Source organism: Photorhabdus australis DSM 17609 (genome assembly GCF_000711895.1).
Classification (GTDB): Bacteria; Pseudomonadota; Gammaproteobacteria; order Enterobacterales; family Enterobacteriaceae; genus Photorhabdus; species Photorhabdus australis.
Genome location: NZ_JONO01000007.1, coordinates 110,015 through 130,334, shown reverse-complemented (window position 1 = coordinate 130,334; position 20,320 = coordinate 110,015). Strand labels below are relative to the sequence as shown.

14 protein-coding genes and 2 pseudogenes are annotated in these 20,320 nt (G+C 41.7%); 8 read left to right on the top strand and 8 right to left on the bottom strand.

Translation table 11 applies throughout. The annotated features are described in order from the left end of the window. Positions 1–37: 37 nt before the first annotated feature. Complete coding sequence (locus BO26_RS03650) at positions 38–1,351, bottom strand: FAD-dependent oxidoreductase (RefSeq protein ID WP_036768848.1); 1,314 nt, start codon at positions 1,349–1,351, stop codon at positions 38–40. Positions 1,352–1,603: 252 nt separating this feature from the next. Here BO26_RS03650 and BO26_RS03645 point away from each other — a divergent pair, with 252 nt between their 5' ends. From BO26_RS03645 to BO26_RS03630, 4 genes are all read left to right on the top strand, one after another. After that, positions 1,604–2,176 (top strand): TetR/AcrR family transcriptional regulator, encoded by a 573-nt coding sequence (locus BO26_RS03645; RefSeq protein ID WP_477707002.1) that lies wholly within the window; start codon positions 1,604–1,606, stop codon positions 2,174–2,176. Between the two features lie 300 nt (positions 2,177–2,476). Next, positions 2,477–4,189, top strand: coding sequence for a L,D-transpeptidase (gene ldtD / locus BO26_RS03640; protein ID WP_036768843.1), 1,713 nt, complete (start codon positions 2,477–2,479; stop codon positions 4,187–4,189). A 93-nt stretch (positions 4,190–4,282) separates the two neighbouring features. Next, positions 4,283–4,831: a peptidoglycan L,D-endopeptidase MepK gene (gene mepK / locus BO26_RS03635; RefSeq protein ID WP_036768886.1), complete on the top strand. Its 549-nt coding sequence runs from the start codon at positions 4,283–4,285 to the stop codon at positions 4,829–4,831. 45 nt (positions 4,832–4,876) lie between these two features. Beyond that, positions 4,877–5,524, top strand: coding sequence for an MBL fold metallo-hydrolase (locus tag BO26_RS03630; RefSeq protein ID WP_036768840.1), 648 nt, complete (start codon positions 4,877–4,879; stop codon positions 5,522–5,524). Positions 5,525–5,757: 233 nt separating this feature from the next. Here the strand turns inward: BO26_RS03630 and BO26_RS23045 are convergent. Continuing rightward, positions 5,758–5,835: pseudogene (locus BO26_RS23045) on the bottom strand (IS200/IS605 family transposase); the annotation flags it as partial. On the opposite strand from BO26_RS23045, the pseudogene BO26_RS03625 reads away from it, so the two are divergent. Then, positions 5,826–6,269 (top strand): annotated as a pseudogene (locus BO26_RS03625) (RNA-guided endonuclease InsQ/TnpB family protein); the annotation flags it as partial. The pseudogenes BO26_RS23045 and BO26_RS03625 overlap by 10 nt on opposite strands. Before the next feature lie 126 nt (positions 6,270–6,395). On the opposite strand, the gene BO26_RS03620 reads toward BO26_RS03625, so the two are convergent. The 5 genes from BO26_RS03620 to pncB all read right to left on the bottom strand — a co-directional run bounded on the left by BO26_RS03620 (position 6,396) and on the right by pncB (position 13,922). After that, positions 6,396–7,586, bottom strand: a complete 1,191-nt coding sequence (locus tag BO26_RS03620; protein WP_036768838.1) for an amino acid aminotransferase — start codon at positions 7,584–7,586, stop codon at positions 6,396–6,398. A gap of 235 nt (positions 7,587–7,821) precedes the next feature. Beyond that, positions 7,822–8,979: a porin OmpC gene (gene ompC / locus BO26_RS03615; protein ID WP_036768836.1), complete on the bottom strand. Its 1,158-nt coding sequence runs from the start codon at positions 8,977–8,979 to the stop codon at positions 7,822–7,824. 521 nt (positions 8,980–9,500) lie between these two features. Further along, entirely contained in the window at positions 9,501–10,646 is a 1,146-nt protein-coding gene (locus BO26_RS03610) for a porin (protein WP_036768833.1), read from the bottom strand. 327 nt (positions 10,647–10,973) lie between these two features. After that, entirely contained in the window at positions 10,974–12,374 is a 1,401-nt protein-coding gene (asnS, locus tag BO26_RS03605; protein ID WP_036768831.1) for an asparagine--tRNA ligase, read from the bottom strand. 333 nt (positions 12,375–12,707) lie between these two features. After that, positions 12,708–13,922: a nicotinate phosphoribosyltransferase gene (gene pncB / locus BO26_RS03600; RefSeq protein WP_036768829.1), complete on the bottom strand. Its 1,215-nt coding sequence runs from the start codon at positions 13,920–13,922 to the stop codon at positions 12,708–12,710. A 345-nt stretch (positions 13,923–14,267) separates the two neighbouring features. On the opposite strand from pncB, the gene pepN reads away from it, so the two are divergent. Further along, on the top strand, positions 14,268–16,880 hold the full coding sequence (gene pepN, locus BO26_RS03595) for an aminopeptidase N (RefSeq protein WP_036768827.1): 2,613 nt from the start codon (positions 14,268–14,270) through the stop codon (positions 16,878–16,880). A 335-nt stretch (positions 16,881–17,215) separates the two neighbouring features. Here the strand turns inward: pepN and BO26_RS03590 are convergent, their stop codons facing one another. Next, complete coding sequence (locus tag BO26_RS03590) at positions 17,216–17,752, bottom strand: hypothetical protein (RefSeq protein WP_036768825.1); 537 nt, start codon at positions 17,750–17,752, stop codon at positions 17,216–17,218. Between the two features lie 803 nt (positions 17,753–18,555). Here BO26_RS03590 and pyrD point away from each other — a divergent pair. Both pyrD and BO26_RS03580 read left to right on the top strand, forming a co-directional pair. After that, positions 18,556–19,566: a quinone-dependent dihydroorotate dehydrogenase gene (gene pyrD, locus BO26_RS03585; protein WP_036768822.1), complete on the top strand. Its 1,011-nt coding sequence runs from the start codon at positions 18,556–18,558 to the stop codon at positions 19,564–19,566. A 190-nt stretch (positions 19,567–19,756) separates the two neighbouring features. Further along, entirely contained in the window at positions 19,757–20,302 is a 546-nt protein-coding gene (locus BO26_RS03580; RefSeq protein ID WP_036768820.1) for a cell division protein ZapC, read from the top strand. Positions 20,303–20,320 lie beyond the last annotated feature (18 nt).

Sequence of the window (20,320 nt, the reverse complement as noted above, 5' to 3'; positions counted from 1 at the left end):
GTTCATTCAAGTTATTTAAGGTAAAGTGAAAGTCTCTTTATTGCGTACTACTAAAGAAATTGGTAGTACCTAATTTTATTTTTCCCTGGTGTTGGACATATTTTGCTGACGGGAATAGCCGTCGCTTCACTGGTGGTAAAGTTTGTGCAACCCGAAGAGCAGTTCGAAACAGGATTCGTTTGATTGTCGAGCTATTTGTTGTATTTAGGGTGGTACGTAACGAAATCTCAACAGCTTCATTAGCATATATGCGCATCTGTTGTTCATAATTTGAGATTCCCTCTATTAAGTCTTCATGCCCGGATGCGACGCGAGTCAGGACTTGCGTGAGTAAAAGAGCGTCTCGCAGTGCTGTGTTTGCCCCCATTCCCATTACTGGCGGCATGTTATGAATGGCATCTCCAAGTAGCGTGACAGAGCTGGATCGCCAGGGTAAGAGATGAGCCATACTGCGCATAGGCAGCATAGATATGGTTTCCATATCACTCTGTTTAATCAGGGTATATAGGGTTTGATCCCACGAAGTAATACGAGACCGGATCAATGCACACAGAGATTCAGCAGAAAAATCAGCAATCGTATTTGGGTAGCTGTTCGTTGCCGCTGCGTAGGCCCATACGACAGAATTATTATTTTCTGTCGAAGTGGTCTTTGCTCGGGAATTGACCGGAGCACACCATTGAGAGATAAACAACCCATCAGAGCTTTTAGGCACGATATTGTTGGGTGACCCATCCTGCATATATGAGGGCAACAAGGCTTCAAGGGTTGGGGTAAGGCGCGAACGACCAATAGTGAGAGTGGCACCAATATCAAACCTTTCTATTGCAGGCAGGTACTGCTTGCGTACTTTTGAATTGCTACCATCTGCACCGATAAGAACATCAACATCTTCGTGACTTCCATCTTCAAAAAATAGTCTGATGCCATTGTTTTTAATGTGCTCATAACGCTCGAACGTTTTGTTCCATTGAATTGTGTCTGAGAGTCCCTCGTGTAGTACTTCTATAAGATCAGATCTGTTAATTAATATTCGATTTTCGGCAGTGAGCTGTCCATCCTTCTGACGAATGTCACTCTGTGTTTCGAGAAGAAGATGCAGATGTTCATCATAGAATCTTATCTGTCCACCAACAGATTTTGACATTTTTTTAAATGCCCGCCAGTTGGCATCCGGGAGGCATTCCTGCATTGCCTGTTGGCCGAATGTATTGACATAAATTCCATAACCGGGGGGCATGGATAATGTGGAAGCGCTACGTTCATAGACTTTCACCTTTATTCCGTTTTTACGCAGACCATGAGCCAGGCATGCGCCACCAATTCCTGAACCAATTATTCCAACCTTCATTTCTTTTTTCCCCGTAAGTAGTACGATGTGATTCTGAAAGAATCATGGTGACTGTAGCTGGCTGGGACCATCTGATCTCAGACATCAGTCGTGTTACTGCTATAGTTATGCTATAGTCTTAATAATAGTATACCGTACCGTTCGGTACCAATAGAAATTTAGGTTTTTTACATGACAAATACGTCTAAAGCCCAAACAGATCACAAAAGGACCCGTTCGTACTCTAGAATTTCAGGAGAACGAGTTAACGAGTTGTTGAAAGTCGCGGCTCAAGTATTTGCAGAACGGGGTTTTGATGGTGCCAGTGTCAATGAGATGGCAAAACGTGCTAATGCTTCGAAGGGGACCTATTATAGTCGATTCCCTTCTAAAGAAGAGCTGTTAGTGGCTGTTATCAGGCAGAGAATACAAGATGTTGAAGTCGGTCTGAATAAGGTCATGAATCCCGAACCGGATATTAGGAAAGCGTTAACAATTTTTGCAGAGGAAATGTCCACGGTAATCCTTTCTGAAACAATGATCGAAAACTATCGTGTGGTAACTTTGGAGTCCCAACGTTTTCCACAATTAGGTAAGATTTATTATGAAAAAGGAGTGAAACAAATCGTAGATTTTCTAGTTGCATATCTGGTACGAAAGGTGCAGGAGGGGAAACTGAACATAGTAAACCCGAAAATCTCCGCAGAGGTGTTTATCGATAGCATCATTGGTACGCCAAGGCTCAAAGCTACTTTAGGTATTGGTTTACCTACTCCAGAGGAAAAGTCTCAGCGAATTGCCATCGCTGTTCAGTCATTTCTCGCTGCATATAGTACTGCTTCATGATAGTTACATTGTCGTAAACTGAAAGTTATTGTGAGAATTGAGTTAAGTAAGGGCCTGCCTGTTATCAGGCAGGTCTCTTTGCGAGAATGTACCTGTAATGCGATTTGAATGTTTTGAAATAGACGCTTCGGCGTCTTTTTTGCTCTTTTGTGCCAGGCGTACTTGCAATTGTTTATTGTATTTTCTTTGTAGGTAAATAGTTTACAATGTAATTAACTTAATGTTTTTCTTTGATCAGAGTCTGAATTTGTCATAATTAAAATCAATTTGTGAAGATGTTCCGAATATGAGTATGTTGATATGGTAAAAAGAGTGATAAAGCCACTGCGTATTTCAGTTATTTACAGTACATTGGTGGTAGCTGGATATGCTTTAGCTAATCATCAGAGTAGGCCGATTGAAGGTAATATTCAAAATCTGTCAAAAATACAGGCTGAAAAGATATCTGAGACGACAATACCTGAACAAGTGCACAGTCAAACTGCTGCGATTTCAGAAACAGAACATCGTGAAATGCTCCGGAGCTGGTTACCAGCACAAGTTAAGCCTGTTTTCTTTGACCGATTGGTTAGTTTGTACTCTGCTAATCAGATGCAACCTTTATGGCAGAATGAAGCCGCTGTTCAGCGTTTTGAACAACAACTTTCAGAACTTGCATTGGCAGGCTTTCAACCGCAATTTGGTCAATGGCTGACTGAACTCAATGATTCTCAATTAAGTCATATGGGACGCGATATCATCTTATCGGATGCTATGCTGGGTTATTTACAGTTTGTCTCAGATGTCGGGCAGCAGGGCCAAAACTGGCTCTATCGTACTACGCCATACAAAATTGTTTTACCATCACCAGTCGTTATAGATCAGTGGCAACAAGCTATTGCAAGTAGCAATATAGCTGCTTATGTCACAGCACTGGCACCACAACATCCTCAATATGAAAATATGCGCAAGGAGATGATGAAACAACTGGCTGATAGTAAACCGTGGCCACAACTTTCTGACAAAAGTGCATTAAGACCGGGGCAGAGTAGCTATGATGTTACGGTATTACGAGAGGTACTTATCCGTATCGGTATGTTGGATGAACTGACAACCAAATCAGATAATACCTACGGCCCTGAATTGGTTACGGCGGTAAAAAATTTTCAGCAATGGCAAGGGTTGGCACCAGATGGTGTGATTGGTAAACGCACAAGAGATTGGCTGAACACTTCACCTCAAGATAGAGCTGGATTGATGGCACTTAATATCCAGCGTCTGCGGATAATCCCAGGTCATGTATCCACGGGGATTATGGTCAATATTCCTGATTATTCATTACAGTATTATCTTAATGCTCAGGAAGTGCTGAACTCGAAAGTCATTGTTGGTCGACCAAGCCGTAAAACACCCATTATGAGTAATGTGCTGAATAATGTGGTGATTAATCCTCCCTGGAATGTACCAACCAATCTGGCAAGAAAAGATATTGCACCACGAGGGGTTCAGGATCCCGGATATTTCCAGCGCCGTGGGTATGTTATATTTTCAAACTGGCGTGCTGATGCCAATGTAATCGACCCGTACACAATTGATTGGAATGTAGTTACGCCAGCTAATTTTCCTTATCGGATATGGCAAGCGCCGGGGCCGGCTAATTCATTAGGTCGCTATAAATTCAATATGCCAAATTCCGATGCTATCTATTTGCACGATACGCCAAACCATGGTCTATTTAGTAAAGATATTAGGGCGATTAGTTCCGGCTGTGTCCGGGTCAACAAAGCTTCGGAATTGGCAAGCATGTTATTGGGAGATGCCGGTTGGAACCAGGATAGAGTGAGTAAAACCCTGAAGCAGGGTAATACAGCTTATGTTAATATCCCACAGCGTATTCCTGTTTATTTGTATTATCTAACCGCTTGGGTAGATGAGCTTGGAGTAGCACAGTACCGCACAGATATTTATGATTACGACAACAGTGTGAGACAAGGTTCCCGGTTTTTGTCAAAGTTATTATCTTTACAAAAATAAATGCAACTAATTTTCATTATCACCGGTCGTAGTAACCGGTTATTTAGCTGCTGGTTGGCTTATTTTTTCCATAATCTGGGTAGATGTTTCTTCATGGATATAATCGATCATAACCGCCGTAAGTGGCTGAGTATGGGAGTAGCTGCTGTAGGCTTGAGTGTGTTGCCGGGGCAGGCTTTTGCTGCTCTGACTACTCCCCGCCCGCGAATTTTACGTTTTGATAATTTACATACGGGCGAAACTATTAAGGCTGAATTTTTCGATGGTCATCGTTATAACAAAGCAGAATTGGCTCGTCTGAATCATTTGTTTCGTGATTATCGCCAAAATAAAGTTAAAACTATCGATCCTAAATTATTTGACCAAATTTATTTACTGCAAATGATGCTGGGTGTGAATAAGTCTGTACAACTTATTTCTGGTTACCGCTCATTGATAACCAACAATCAGTTGCGCAGGCAAAGTCAAGGTGTTGCTAAACAGAGTTACCATACTCGAGGGAAAGCGATGGATTTCCATATTGAGGGGATTGAGCTTAGTCGTATCTGTAAAGCTGCTTTGAAAATGAAAGCGGGTGGTGTGGGATACTATCCAAACAGTAATTTTATTCATATTGATACAGGTCCCGTCAGGACATGGTAATCTGGTGAGTAACTATTTTGTTTTGACTATGGAGTAAATGAAATAATGAAATACCAAATTATTCCTGTTACTGCTTTTATGCAAAATTGTACCCTTATTTGGAATGAAGAGACTAAGGAAGCGGCAATTGTTGATCCGGGCGGTGAAGCAGCAAAGCTGATTGCTGAGATAGAGAATCGTGGTTTGAAATTGACCCAGATTTTACTGACTCATGGTCATTTTGATCATGTTGGTGCAACGGCAGAAGTCGCTAAGCATTTTAATGTGCCAGTTTATGGGCCACAGAAAGAAGATGCTTTCTGGATCGAAGGTTTACCGGCTCAAAGCCGGATGTTTGGCATTGAAGAATGCTCATCATTTGAGCCTGATCGCTGGTTGAATGACGGTGATGAATTACGAGTTGGTGGGAGCGATTTGTCCGTATTGCACTGTCCGGGGCATACACCAGGGCATGTTGTATTTGTCAATCATGCCGATAAACTGATTTATATGGGAGATGTGCTGTTCAAAGGAGGAGTTGGGCGTAGCGATTTTCCACGTGGTAATCACCAGCAGTTAATCAACTCAATTAAAGATAAACTTCTGCCACTTGGTGATGATTATGAATTTATTCCTGGGCATGGGCCAATGTCTACACTAGGTTATGAGCGGCAGACTAATCCGTTTTTACAAGATGAAGTACCAGGTTGGTAATAGAATAATAATATTTATACCCGTTATCTTTCAAGTTGCCTCTTTGTTGGCTGTACTTACTCACCCCGGTCACATAGTTCGTTATGCTCCCGGGGATTCGTTCCCTTGCCGTCGCGATGCATCTTGAAATCCATAGGGTATATATTAAATAAGCGTTAGTTTAGCAAAAAACGCCGTAAACCCTCGCCCAATGCGGGGGGATATAAGGCGAAAAGTCCGTAGGGCTTTAAAGATCAGTCAGGCATTGACTGACTCTGAACATAAGCTCTGAGTGTTTCAATTGTCGCCCCGCCGGTGCTACAGACGAAGTAATGCCCGTGCTGACTTCCAACATAAACTCTCTCGAGCAATTGTTGACGAAAACCAAGCGGTAATTGTAGAGACGTTGAAATCAGTAAATATGATGAAGAACCCTAATCTGGCTCGTGCTATCGGCGATGCGGGCTGGCATGGATTCATCACAAAACTGGAATACAAAGCAGCAGAAAAAGGTGTTCATCTGGTCAAACTGGATCACTGGTTCGCCAGTTCGAAAATCTGTCACTGCTGCGGTCACAAGATGCCAGAAATGCCATTACACAAGCGTATCTGGCAGTGTCCAGAGTGTGGAGTTGAACATGATCGCGATATCAACGCGGCAATCAACATCAAAAGCAAAGGCATATTGGAATTACAGGCGGCGGGACTCGTCGTTTCAGCCCATGGAGACCCGCGTAAATCTGTCATATCGACGGTTGCGGTCTGAGAAGTGGGAAGTCTCGCCGTTTACGGCGAGGAGCAGTCACATGGCTGTTTGATGGCAATGTTGCAGCTTCTGAGGGGTAAAAACCGCTAAGTTTTAGCGGTTTTTCATAGCAAGGCAAATATTGACTCAGAGGACCGCAATAATGGCTTCACATAGTGGAGCCATATTCTCTAGTGTCAGGCCAGCGACGTTAATACGGCCGGAGCCGACCGCGTATATACCAAATTCCTCACGCAGACGTTCTACTTGTTCTTTTGTCAAACCACTGAATGAGAACATACCATTCTGGTTGATAATGAAGCTGAAATCTTGGTTTGCACCTTTTTCTTGTAAGGTATTCACGAACAGTTGGCGCATACGCTGGATGCGTTCGCGCATGGTGGTTAGTTCTTGTTCCCAGACAGCTTTCAACTCTTCATTTGACAAAATAGTAGCGACAACAGACGCACCATGAGCGGGTGGGTTGGAATAGTTAGAACGGATAATCGCTTTAGCCTGACTGAAAGCTTTTTCTGCTGTATCGCTGTCTTTGGCGACAATAGTACAAGCACCAACACGCTCATTGTACAGGCCAAAGTTTTTGGAGTAGGAGCTGGCAACAATCAGCTCATTATGATTTCTTGTAAAAATGCGCAAGCCTTCTGCATCTTCATTCAGACCTTTGGCGAATCCCTGATAAGCGAAATCAAAAATAGGTAACCAGCCTTTTTCCGCAGATATTTCTGCCAGTTGAGCCCATTGTGTTGGAGTTGGATCAACACCTGTCGGGTTGTGGCAGCAGCCGTGGAACAAAACGATATCACCGGCCTGAACTTCAGACAGACTTGCCAGCATGCTTTCGAAATTCAGGGTGTGCTTTTCAGCGTCGTAGTATTTATATTCGCAAACTTCCAGGCCAGCAGCAGAAAAAACATTTTTATGGTTTGGCCAGGTTGGGTTGCTAATCCAGACTCGTTTAGCATTAGTCTGTTTGGCAACAAAATCTGCGGCAATACGCAAAGCACCTGTACCGCCTGGGCTTTGTGCTGTACGAGCGCGTTTATCTGTTACGATGGGATTATCTTTACCAAACAGCAATTCCTGAGTGACACGACCAAATTCGGCCAAGCCGCTAATCGGCAGGTAATTCTTGGTTGTTTCGTTTTCTAGTAGGTATTGCTCTGCTTTTTTGACACTGGTTAGAACAGGGGTTTTTCCTGTTTCATCTTTATAGACACCAATACCAAGGTTGATTTTATTTGTACGAGGATCAGAACGAAAACTATCGGCTAAGCCAAGAATAGGGTCGGCAGGCGCTGCGGTGATTTTCTCAAACATGTTTGTGATTCCAAAGCTCTGAGTTAAGCCTAAAAGGGTAGTCAGGTTAACGCTGCCGAAACAGTTTGCCAACTATTTGTAGTAAAAAGAAGATAATCTTGTGAAGCAGTTTGCGGAGTGAAAAAAAGTTTAAATAACAGTAACAAAAGATAGGTATAAAAAAAGCAGCACTTGAAGCGCTGCTTTATTTCAATTATGTCTAACTTGTTCAGTTAAACATATTCATCAACGGTAATTAGAACTGGTAAACCATACCTACACCAACCACGTTGTCAGTGCTGATACCAAATGATCTGGTGAAGTCATTGTCATCTAACAGGTTGATTTTGTAATCAACATAGGTAGTCATGTTTTTGTTCAGGTTATAGAAAGTGCCGACGGAAATATATTTAACGAGATCGTGGCTACCGGATTCTTTCTCATAACCACGAATGTCGCCGAACAGGCTCTTACCTTTAGACTGGACATATGCCAGAGATGGGCGCAGGCCAAAATCGAACTGATACTGTGCAGTTAATTCGATGTTCTGGGTTTTGTTGGCGATATTTTCCTGATTGACTCCATCAGCATCTTTTCCACCAAAGCGAGTCATGTTACGGGTTTCACCGTACATGGCAGCCAGGTAGATGTTGTTGGCATCGTATTTGGCACCGATGTTCCATGCTTCAGCGCGTTCACCTAAAGCAGTAGATCCCTTCAATGTATTTGTATTAAAGGCAGCTTTTTGTGCAGTAGTACGAGCAGAGTTAGAGTATGCACCACCTACGCTGATACCGTAACCTGCGTCATAAATCGCAGCGAAACCGTAGCCATCACCGTTGTCTTTGCGGTTAGCACGACCATTAGCGGTGTTTTCACTGTTCTCACCCTGATATTGCAGAGCGAAGTTCAGGCCATCAACCAGACCGAAGAAATCAGTATTACGGTAAGTTAACAGGCCCGTAGAACGGCCAGTCATGAAGTTGTCAGTCTGAGCCATGGAGTCACCACCAAATACTGGCAACACGTCGGTCCAGGAGTTGACATCATACACAACGCCGTAGTTACGACCATAGTTCAGTGAACCGTAGTCAGAGAGTTTCAGGCCAGCGAAAGCCAGACGAGTTTTAGTTTCTTCGTCAGCACCTTCTGCTCGGTTACCTTTAATGTTGTATTCCCAACGACCAAAGCCGGTCAGTTGGTCGTTAACTTGAGTTTCGCCTTTGAAGCCCAGACGAGCAAAGGAATTATCGCCATCTTCACCGCTATCATTGTTAGCGAATTGGTGACGTACCTCAACTTTACCATACAGGTCCAGTTTGTTGCCGTCTTTATTATAAACTTCAGCTGCATTTGCTGCGCCAGCAGCCAACAGAGCTGGGATTACCACTGCAAGAACATTGCGTTTCATCATTATTATTACCCTCATTGGTGTTATATTCGGACACCTGCCACTGCCAGAAATAATTCTTTAAAAATCTACGGAACTATTTGTGAGAGTTTAGTGTCGTCTTTTTCGCTGTCAAGTGTTTCATTGGTTGTTATTTTTATCCACTCACAAAGTGCTATAAAAAAAAGAATTTAGTAATAATGTGAAACAAAGTGTTTCAAAATGTAAATATATGGTTGTTTTTTGAGCTTCAATCGGTTCGGTTGTTCAAGAGAGCAGAAAATGAACAGAAGTCAGTGAAGGGAAAAAGTATCTGTTGATCTTAGTAAAAAAGGTAAAACAAAGTGTTAATTTGTCATCAAATTTTTTATAAGTAATTTGTTGATGTTCTTGTCTGAATATTGTTTCAGTCACTGTGCTATTTTTAATCAATAGTGTGATTATTATTATTCCTTGAAAAAAAGAATGGCGTTCACTTTCAAATGAACGCCATAACGTATTAATTGGGGTTTTCCGTAGGTCTGTTTGATTTTATTTCGGCTAATTTAGAACTGATATACCAAGCCTACACCAACCGCGTTTTTGGTATTAACGTCGAAATCATCAGTATATTGGTTGTCTTTTACTAAGTTGATTTTGTAATCAATATAGGCAGACATATTTTTGTTAAAGTTGTAATAAGAACCAATAGAGATGTATTTTACCCAGTTCTGATTTGTGAAAGAAGTGGTTCCTCTGGATTGAACGTATGCCAGAGATGGACGCAGACCAGAATCGAACTGATATTGAGCAGTTAATTCGATATTACGGGTTTTTGCAGAGACGAAGTCTTGGTAGCCGAAAGACGTCATATTGTGGGTTTCACCATACATAGCCGCCAGGTAGATGTTGTTGGCATCATATTTAGCACCGATGTTCCATGCTTTGGCTCTTTCACCGCGAGCGATAGAGGTCACTAATCTTTCATGTATGATAGGCCGGTCCGCGTTGGAATAGGCACCACCTACGCTGATACCGTATCCCATATCATAAGTCACAGATAAGCCGAAACCATCACCGTTGCTACCACCATTGGGTTTGATGATATCGCCTCGCTTACGAAGTGAATTACGACCATTTTTGTTGTCTTCGTCGTTCTTACCTTGGTATTGCAGGGCGAAGTTCAGGCCATCAACCAGGCCAAAGAAATCTGTATTGCGATAAGTTAAAACACCAGTAGCACGATTAGTCATGTAGGTGTCAGCCTGGGACATAGAATCACCACCGAATACTGGCAATACGTCGGTCCAGGCGTTGATGTCATAGAGAACGCCGTAGTTGCGACCATAGTCCAAAGAACCGTATTCAGCCAATTTTAAACCAGCGAAGCCCAGACGGGTTTTGTTACCTTTAGCACCGTCTGCTTCTGAGTTGTGAGCTTGAATTTCGTATTCCCAGCGACCAAAACCCGTCAACTGGCTATTTATTTGGGTTTCACCTTTGAAGCCTAGGCGAACATAACTTGCATCACCATCTTCACTCTGGACAAGAGAACTATCTGATTTTGGGATGGGTTTGGAGAATTGATGACGTGCATCAGCTTTACCATACAAATCCAGTTTGTTACCGTTTTTATTATAAATTTCAGTGGCATTTGTTGCCCCAACAGTTAACAGAGCTGGGATTACCACTGCAAGAATACGACCCTTCATTAATTGCTACCTTCTATTATTAGTTACCATCATTGGCGTTATTCGGACATTTGTTACTGACAGAAATAATTCCTTTAAGAAAATCTTTGAAACTATTTATGAAAGCCTAATGTCGTCTGTGTCGGGGCTCAGTTTTCCATTGGTAGTGGGCTTTATCTACCAGTAAAATGATACAAAGTTATGGTTTTTGTAATAAAGTGAAAATAATATATGTGAAAATGTAAATTAGTAGAGATTTATGATCGATATCTGGATTGAAAAAATAAAAAAGCCAGCTTCTGCTGGCTTGTTTATATAAGAATTTTTAATGTTACATTTGCGAGTTTATTAAAAGCTGGCACTTCTCGGCGTGCGCGGGAATGGAATAACATCTCGCACATTTGGGACACCGGTCACATAAGCAACCAGACGCTCAAAGCCAAGACCAAACCCGGAGTGAGGTACGGTGCCATAGCGACGTAGATCACGGTACCACCAGTAATCTTCTTTATTAAGGTCCATCTCTTCCATACGCTTGTCCAGCATATCCAGACGCTCTTCACGCTGTGATCCGCCGATAATCTCGCCGATGCCCGGTGCAAGTACATCCATTGCAGCGACAGTTTTACCATCATCGTTCATGCGCATATAGAAAGCTTTGATATCTTTTGGATAGTTTTTCACAACAACCGGAGCCTGGAAGTGTTTTTCTGCCAGAAAACGTTCATGTTCTGAAGAAAGGTCAACTCCCCAGAATACTGGGTTTTCAAATTTCTGGCCGCAGTTTTGCAAAATTTCAATCGCATCGGTGTAATCAATCTGAGCAAAGTCAGAATTGATGAATTTTTCCAGACGAGTGATGACGTCTTTATCTACACGCTCAGCAAAGAATTGCAGATCATCGGCGCGTTCTTCTAGTGCGGCTTTGAAAACATATTTCAGCATATTTTCAGCTAGCGATGCTGCATCGTCGAGATCAGCAAAAGCAATTTCTGGTTCAATCATCCAGAATTCTGCCAGATGGCGGCTGGTGTTAGAGTTTTCCGCACGGAAAGTTGGGCCGAATGTGTAGACTTTGCTTAATGCACAAGCATATGCTTCACCGTTCAATTGGCCTGATACGGTCAAAAAAGCTTCCCGTCCGAAGAAATCTTCATTGAAATCCACTTCACCTTTATCAGTTAAAGGTAAATTTTGCAGATCTAGGGTAGAAACTCGGAACATCTCACCAGCCCCTTCTGTATCAGCAGCAGTGATCAAAGGAGTAGAAACCCAGAAGTAACCGTTCTCATGAAAGAAGCGGTGTAGTGCTTGTGCAAGGGTATGACGCATGCGGGCAACGGCACCGATCAGGTTGGTTCGTGGGCGCAAGTGAGCCACTTCGCGTAGGTACTCAATGCTATGACGTTTAGCTGCCATCGGATAAGTGTCAGGATCTTCGACTTTGCCAATGACCACGACTTTCGTCGCTTGTAGTTCAAAATTCTGTCCTTGACCTGGGGAAGCAACGACTGTCCCTGTCACTTCTACCGAACAGCCAGTAGTTAAATACAGAACTTCATCCTGATAATTGGGCAAATTATTATTAACGACGGCCTGTAATGGATTAAAGCAGGAACCGTCATAGACGGCGAGGAAAGAGATACCAGCTTTAGAATCTCTCCTTGTTCGTATCCAGCCGCGAACGGTGACTTCACTATCAACCGCAACCCGGCCTTGCAGTACGTCGACTACAGGCGCTACGCTCATAAATTTCTCTCTTCTTTATATTATCAATTCAGGTTTGTGAAAATGAATATACCCGTTATCTTTCAAGTTGCTTCTTTGTTGGTTGCGTTTGCTCACCCCAGTCACATAGTTAGCTATGCTCCCGGGGATTCGCTCCCTTGCTGTCGCGATCCATCTTGAAATCCATAGGGTATATACCCATAAGGGGCAACTCGTTCTATGTTACTTGCCATATTTCAGGAAACAAGAGGAAATCACTAATTTAGCGGGTGAAATAGAGGGAAAAAGGTCTTTTTAAGAGGTGCCGCTACTTTTCTGCTAGCGGCACTGTTGTATTTTTAAATAAAAATTGGGCTAACAAGCTTGTTTGATTTGCGGTATATCAAAAGCTGCACGTAGTCGGTTGACAAACTCGTTATCCTCACAAATGGTTTTGCCAGGGCTGTCTGAAAGTTTTGCTACCGGTTTGCCATTACATTCGACAAGTTTGATAACAATATTTAGCGGATTAACTCCCGGAATATTGCAAGTCAGTCGTGTACCGATACCAAAAATCAGGTTGATTCTGTTGTGAAAATGATGATAGAGCGTCAGCGCCTTCTGGAAATCCAGGCTATCAGAAAATACCAGGGTTTTTGTCATCGGATCGATGCCCAGCTTTTGATAATGAGCGATAGCTTTTTCACCCCATTGAACTGGATCACCCGAATCATGGCGCAAACCCTGATAGCTGTTGGCAAGCTGAGCATCAAAATCCCGCAGGAAAGCATCCATTGTGATGCAGTCAGTCAAGGCGATACCCAATTGGTTGGGATATTCATTTAGCCAATTTTGTAACGCCTCCCGTTGACTGTTTGCCAGTTCAGGACTGATTTGTTGATGAGCTTGAAACCACTCATGTGCTTGCGTACCAACGGGGTTGAGCCCAAGTTGTTGGGCAAGTTGATAGTTGCTAGTGCCAATCAGGTAAGGGAAATGCTGTTGCAGCTCCCTGACGATAGCGTGTTGGACACTGTGCGAGAAACGCCGGCGTGTACCGAAATCCATCAGCTTGAAACTAGAGAGATCGACGCCTTCATTTTTAGCATTTTGATAGAACAGTTTGATCAACTTGTGCAGCTGGTTGACTGCATTTTCAACAGCGTTATCTGGTAAGTGATGGCGATGAACTAATTCACTAATTAATGCCAGTAATGGGACTTCCCACATAATGACTTCATGCCATAATCCTGAAATACGGACAGCTAACTGGCCATCACTTGTAACAGAAATATTGACTTGTTGTGGGTTGAAACGAAAAGTTTTTAACCAGTTTAGATAATCAGTTTTGAAAAAAGGCAGGCTGGCAAGATAATTAAATTCAGCATCGGTTAATGCCAGATCAGCCATCATGTCAACTTGATGGCGTAATTCTTCGGTATATTCACCCAGCAGTTCATCACCGCGACAGCGGAATTCTGCAACTACGGGTATGTCATTGTAGCGGTGGTACACTGCTTGTTGCATATGAAGCTTATAAGCGTCAGTATCAAGCAGTGATTTAATAATTGGGGTAGCGTCTAGGGTCATGGCGCGTTATGCATCCTCACGGAGCGTATTCGTGTCAGCTAAATCGATAAAGTTGGAAGAGTATACCGATATTATTTTGTTATTGAAGTCACATAACATCATATAGTTCACCAAATGCTCGAAGCTAAAAGGGGCCGTTGGTTAAATGTTATCATGTTATTTGATCATTGCGTGACAACAAGCACCAAAGAGCAAACATATTCTTTACATAACATCATACTCGTTTTGAATGAATGTTTAACGCCAGAAGGTGCGGTATTTCACTCTTGAAATTTAACCTCTTTCTATGGCAGCGTAAGATTTGGTATTGAATTAATTCCATAAATATGAAACAAAAGGTTTCTTATGACACAACAGCGACAAGCTAAATATCGCCGGGATTATCGCGCTCCCGACTATACGATTTCTGATATTGAACTCGATTTTGATCTTGATGCCGATAACACAGAAGTTACTGCAATCAGCCAGGTGAAACGTCTGAGTCATGAAATAACGCCATTAGTGCTGAATGGTGAAGACTTGACACTAAAAAGTCTTCATATAGATGGTCAGCCATGGGAACATTACCGTGAGCAGGATGGTGTTCTGATCATTGAGCAGTTGCCAGCTCAGTTCACTGTGAAAATTGTGAATACCATCCATCCATCGAAAAATACTGCTCTTGAAGGCTTGTATGTTTCTGGCGATGCACTTTGTACCCAGTGTGAAGCAGAGGGTTTCCGTCACATTACCTATTATCTTGATCGTCCTGATGTATTGGCGCGTTTTACAACTCGTATCACTGCTGATAAATCTAAATATCCGTATTTGCTTTCAAATGGTAACCGGGTTGAGCGAGGAGAAACTGGTGATGGGCGTCATTGGGTGAAGTGGCATGATCCATTCCCAAAACCAGGTTATTTGTTTGCTCTGGTTGCGGGTGATTTTGATGTTCTGCGCGATACTTTTACGACCCGTAGTGACCGTGAAGTTGCATTGGAACTGTTTGTTGACCGCGGTAATCTTGACCGGGCTGATTGGGCAATGACTTCCCTGAAAAATGCGATGAGATGGGATGAAACCCGATTCGGTCTTGAATATGATCTCGATATTTACATGATTGTTGCAGTGGATTTTTTCAATATGGGTGCAATGGAGAATAAAGGGCTGAATATCTTTAACTCCAAATATGTGTTGGCAAAATCTGAAACTGCGACTGATAAAGATTACCTTAATATAGAAGCCGTGATCGGTCATGAATATTTCCATAACTGGACCGGTAACCGTATTACTTGCCGTGATTGGTTTCAGCTTAGCCTGAAAGAAGGACTAACTGTCTTCCGTGATCAGGAATTCAGCTCTGATCTCGGCTCACGCTCTGTTAATCGTATCGATAATGTGCGTGTTATGCGTTCAGCACAATTTGTTGAAGATGGTAGCCCAATGGCTCATCCAATTCGCCCCGATAAAGTGATTGAAATGAATAACTTCTATACGCTGACTGTGTATGAAAAGGGGGCCGAAGTTATTCGTATGATTCATACTTTGCTGGGTGAAGAACAATTTCAGGCAGGGATGCAGCTTTATATTCATCGTCATGACGGTAGTGCTGCAACATGTGATGATTTTGTTCAGGCAATGGAAGATGCATCAAATGTAGATTTGTCACTTTTCCGCCGCTGGTATAGCCAATCGGGTACTCCGGTGCTGACAGTCCGTGATGAATATGATGCAGAAAAACAGCAGTATAAGTTGCATGTTACGCAAATGACACCATCTACAGCTGATCAAAAAGAGAAACTGCCTCTGCATATTCCGTTGGATATTGAACTCTATGACAGTAAAGGTTGTGTGCTCCCACTGCATTATAATGGCCAGCCAGTACACCATGTGCTGAATGTCACCAATGCGGAGCAGACGTTTGTATTTGATAATGTGCCGTCATTGCCGGTCCCTTCTTTATTACGTGAATTCTCAGCGCCAGTGAAGCTAGATTACAAATTTAGTGATGAGCAGTTGGTATTCCTGATGAAATATGCCCGCAATGAATTTTCTCGCTGGGATGCCGCTCAGTCTCTGATGGCAAACTATATCAAATTGAATGTCATTCGTTATCAGCAGAAGCAGCCAGTTGAATTGCCAATGCATGTGGTAGATGCTTTCCGTACAGTGTTATTAGATAAGGATCTTGATCCTGCTTTAGCTGCTCTAATTCTGGTTTTGCCATCAGGAAGTGAGATAGCGGAATTGTTTACGATTATTGATCCAAAAGCGATTCATGAAGTTCTGGAGGCAACTACCCGTACTTTGGCTCAGGAGATGGCTGATGAATTTGCGGCAGTTTATAACTCCATCAATATAGGTGCATACCGTGTTAATCACCAAGATATCGCTAAGCGATCTCTGCGTAATATTTGCCTATATTATCTAGCCTTTGGTCATCAGAAGCAGGCTGATAAGCTGATATCAAATCAATATCATCAGTCTGATAATATGACGGATGCGCTAGCGGCGTTATTTGCAGCGGTGGTAGCTGAATTACCTTGCTGTGATCAGCTAATGGCAGAGTTTGATGAGAAATGGCATCAAGATGGCTTAGTTATGGATAAATGGTTTAGCTTACAGGCAAGTAGCCCGTCAGCAGATGTTCTGACGAATGTGCGTAATCTTCTGAATCATCGATCATTTAGCATAGGGAATCCAAACCGAGTGCGTGCTCTGGTTGGCGCATTTGTTAATAACCCGGTGGCATTTCATGCTGAAGATGGTAGTGGCTATCAGTTCTTGTTGGAAATTTTGACTGATCTTAACAGCCGTAATCCGCAGGTTGCTTCCCGTTTGATTGAACCGTTGATGCGTTTGAAGCGTTATGATGATAAACGTAAAGATATGATGCGTAGTGTGTTGGAACAGTTAAAAGGGTTGGAAAATCTATCTGGTGATTTGTTTGAGAAAATCACCAAGGCGTTAGAAAGCTGATAACTGTTTATCGGGCTAATGGTTATTTAGCCCGATATTCTTTCAGCTTTGTTTTCTGGATAATAAGTCTCTTGCAATTATTTACTTTAGTTTTTATTAAGGCGTTCAGCGCTTAATAAAAAATTTTATCACCTTAGTGATAATCTAATTACCTGTTAGGTTGCACAGTGATTTTCATACAGATATTCCCTATTTGTCGGTGTAAGATAGGTGTGATGTCAATTGAATGTTGATGTGCAATTATTTTAAAATTCAATTTGGAATTGAAAACAGAGCTAAAGATAAGCAGAGGTTTGTTGCCCTCATTGAGGGCTATATAGTAAGAAAGATAACCGTTATTCGTAATTTCTACCACCAAATAGATTTATTTTGTATTTACACTCTTTATCGTCATTATTCCAATTTCGATAGCCATTTTTGCTTGATAGATCTTTAATGATTACATTCAATTCATGTGGATATATGTCATAATCGTGACCAACTTCAGGAATAAAAAAGCTTGACATGTATCCGCTCGGAGACCTGTAAGTGTGTTCTTGGGAAGTAATACTCATATGTTGATTTGCTTTAATAGTATACTCAAGAGCGTCTGCACCTTGCATGTGCAGTGACGGGGGAGTCATACCTGGTATTTTTTTATTGTATGTTGATTTAATGCCGATAAAGTTAACACCAGCAGTCAGAGTTCTGAGGTCAACGAGCTTAAAGCATTCCCCCGATTTTTCGTAAGTTTCCAGTGTCAGTGGCGGGAGGTAATTTCTGACTCTAATTCTGGCAGAATCAGTACCTGAATAATCTTCCATAGGCTTTGTTAAACTAATTGCACAGCCTGAAAGTAAAGAAATGGAGATAACAAGGATTAATTTTTTCATATTATTCTAAGCCACAGTTTATTTAAGATTTCCTTCTATTATAATAGAAGATAAAATAATCTCCATTCTTCTATCATTTTATGAGAAATTATTCAATAGCGAAATGAATCTGTGTTAATCCGGAACGATCTTACTTAATTCTTTGGTGGTGAAGGTTTTAAATGTGGATTTATTAAATGTGGCAAAATTTCGCATGTTTTTTTAACCTTTCGATTCGTTTTTATTCTTTCAGATACCGTAGTAGAGAGATGGATTGCTTTGATTTTAAATAATTTTTTATCTTTTTAGTGTCAGAGGCAAAATAATGATATTGGATGAGCTGGAAATGAAATTTACCGGAAAGCACAGTACTAATTGAGTGGTTTTAATCTTGGGAAAGAAAGTATGATAAGACACTGAATGGTGGTTAATCTTTGTATCCTTAATGGCGTGATTCTTACTGTTTAAGAGCAGCCGAGCGACAGTTTTAGTCACGGATGGAAAAAATTTGCTGCTGATGAGCATATTTCTGTGGCTTCAACCCACGCTATTCGGTTAATCTCTTACCAAGATATCTTGGAGATTGGCAATGAGTATGGTGCCACTCAAAAATTTCTCAGTGGCACATGAATGTGTATAGAAGCATATTGGTTTTATTTTTATAACTTAGTGTTTATACCCAATAGATTTCAAGATGCATCGCGACGGCAAGGGAACGAATCCCCGGGAGCATAGATAACTATGTGACCGGGGTGAGAGAGTGCAGCCAACAAAGGCAACTTGAAAGATAACAGGTATATGAATTAATTAACAGGTTGAGGATGATGTGCTACCCACTAATCAGGAAGGCGTTGTTTCAGTTTGAGCCTGAACGAGCGCACGAGTTAACTTTCCGCCAGCTCAAACGTATTACCGGTACTCCTTTCGAATTTCTTATCCATCAGTCAGTTGCTACAAAACCCGTTACTTGCATGGGCCTGTCATTTAAAAATCCTCTTGGTCTGGCTGCGGGTCTTGATAAAGATGGCGATTGTATTGACGCATTTGGCGCAATGGGATTTGGTTTTATTGAAATTGGTACTGTAACTCCACGTGCTCAGGCAGGAAATGATAAACCAAGACTGTTTCGTATTGTTGAAGCAGAAGGGTTAATTAACCGTATGGGCTTCAATAACCTCGGTGTTGATAACCTGGTGGAAAATGTCAAAAAAGCAAAATATGGTGGGGTTATTGGGATCAATATTGGCAAAAATAAAGATACGCCAGTAGAACATGGGAAAGATGATTATTTGATCTGCATGGATAAAGTTTATCCTTATGCTAGCTATATTGCGATTAATATCTCATCACCAAATACACAGGGTTTAAGAACATTACAATATGGCGAAGCGCTGGATGACTTACTCTCTGCGATTAAAGATAAGCAAAGTGAGCTTCAGCAAAAATATCAAAAATATGTCCCTGTTGCGGTGAAAATCGCTCCGGATCTTTCTGAAGCAGAGTTAGTTCAAATTGCGGATAGTTTAATTCGTCATAATATCGATGGAGCTATTGCAACGAATACAACGTTAGACAAGAAATTAGTTGAAGGACTTAATTATTGTCAACAAGCTGGTGGGTTAAGTGGCCGACCGGTTCAGTTACGTAGTACAGAAGTTATTCGTCGATTATCGCAAGAATTAAAAGGTGAAATTCCTATTATCGGTGTTGGCGGAATAGATTCACTAACTGCGGCCAGAGAGAAAATAGTAGCCGGGGCTTCTTTAATACAGATTTTCTCTGGATTTATCTATCATGGTCCAAAATTAATCAAAGATATCATCAATCATATCTGAATCTTTCTGATAATTTATCATTGGGGGTTTATTTTTGCCCCCAACTCGTCTATATTCGCTCTGATCACCTAAGTTTTATCTGTATCTTTGCATATCTTTTAATTATGACAGGATTTATTTCACTGAATAGCAGGCAAGTTATTTACAATCTGTTTAGCGATGTAAGCTTCTTGGCATAAAAGGATAACCCATGAAAATTAAACCTGATGACCAATGGCGCTGGTATTTTGATGCTGACCATGACCGTGTAATGCTCGATCTGTCTAATGGTATGGTTTTTCGTTCCTGTTTTCCTGCAAAGATGCTGACACCCTATGCTATGGGGGAAGTGTCGTTTTCTGTGGAAGATGCGACGCTTTATTATTGTTTTGAAGAACAGACACGCCGAATTAATATTTCAGATGAATTGAGAGCTGAATTAATTCTTAATGCGTTAGTGGCTTTTCGCTTTATTAAGCCACAAATGCCAAGAAGCTGGTATTTTTCTCGTTTTGCTATGATAGAAAAGCCTGTTCAGGGGGAGTTGATTCAGGTACGCCTTCAGGATTGTGGAACCGATGCCATATTTTTAGTAGCAGAGGCGGGGGATAGTGCGAGCCTTTGTTTGCTAGCTCAACCGCAATTAACGTTATCTGATCGAGTAATGAATTTTTGCGATCCAATTAAGATTATGAACGATAGATTGATGCCATTTGTGGAACCTGTTTGTATGCCAATTTATGGCACTGCTGTTTGATTTGAGTTTAATATCTAT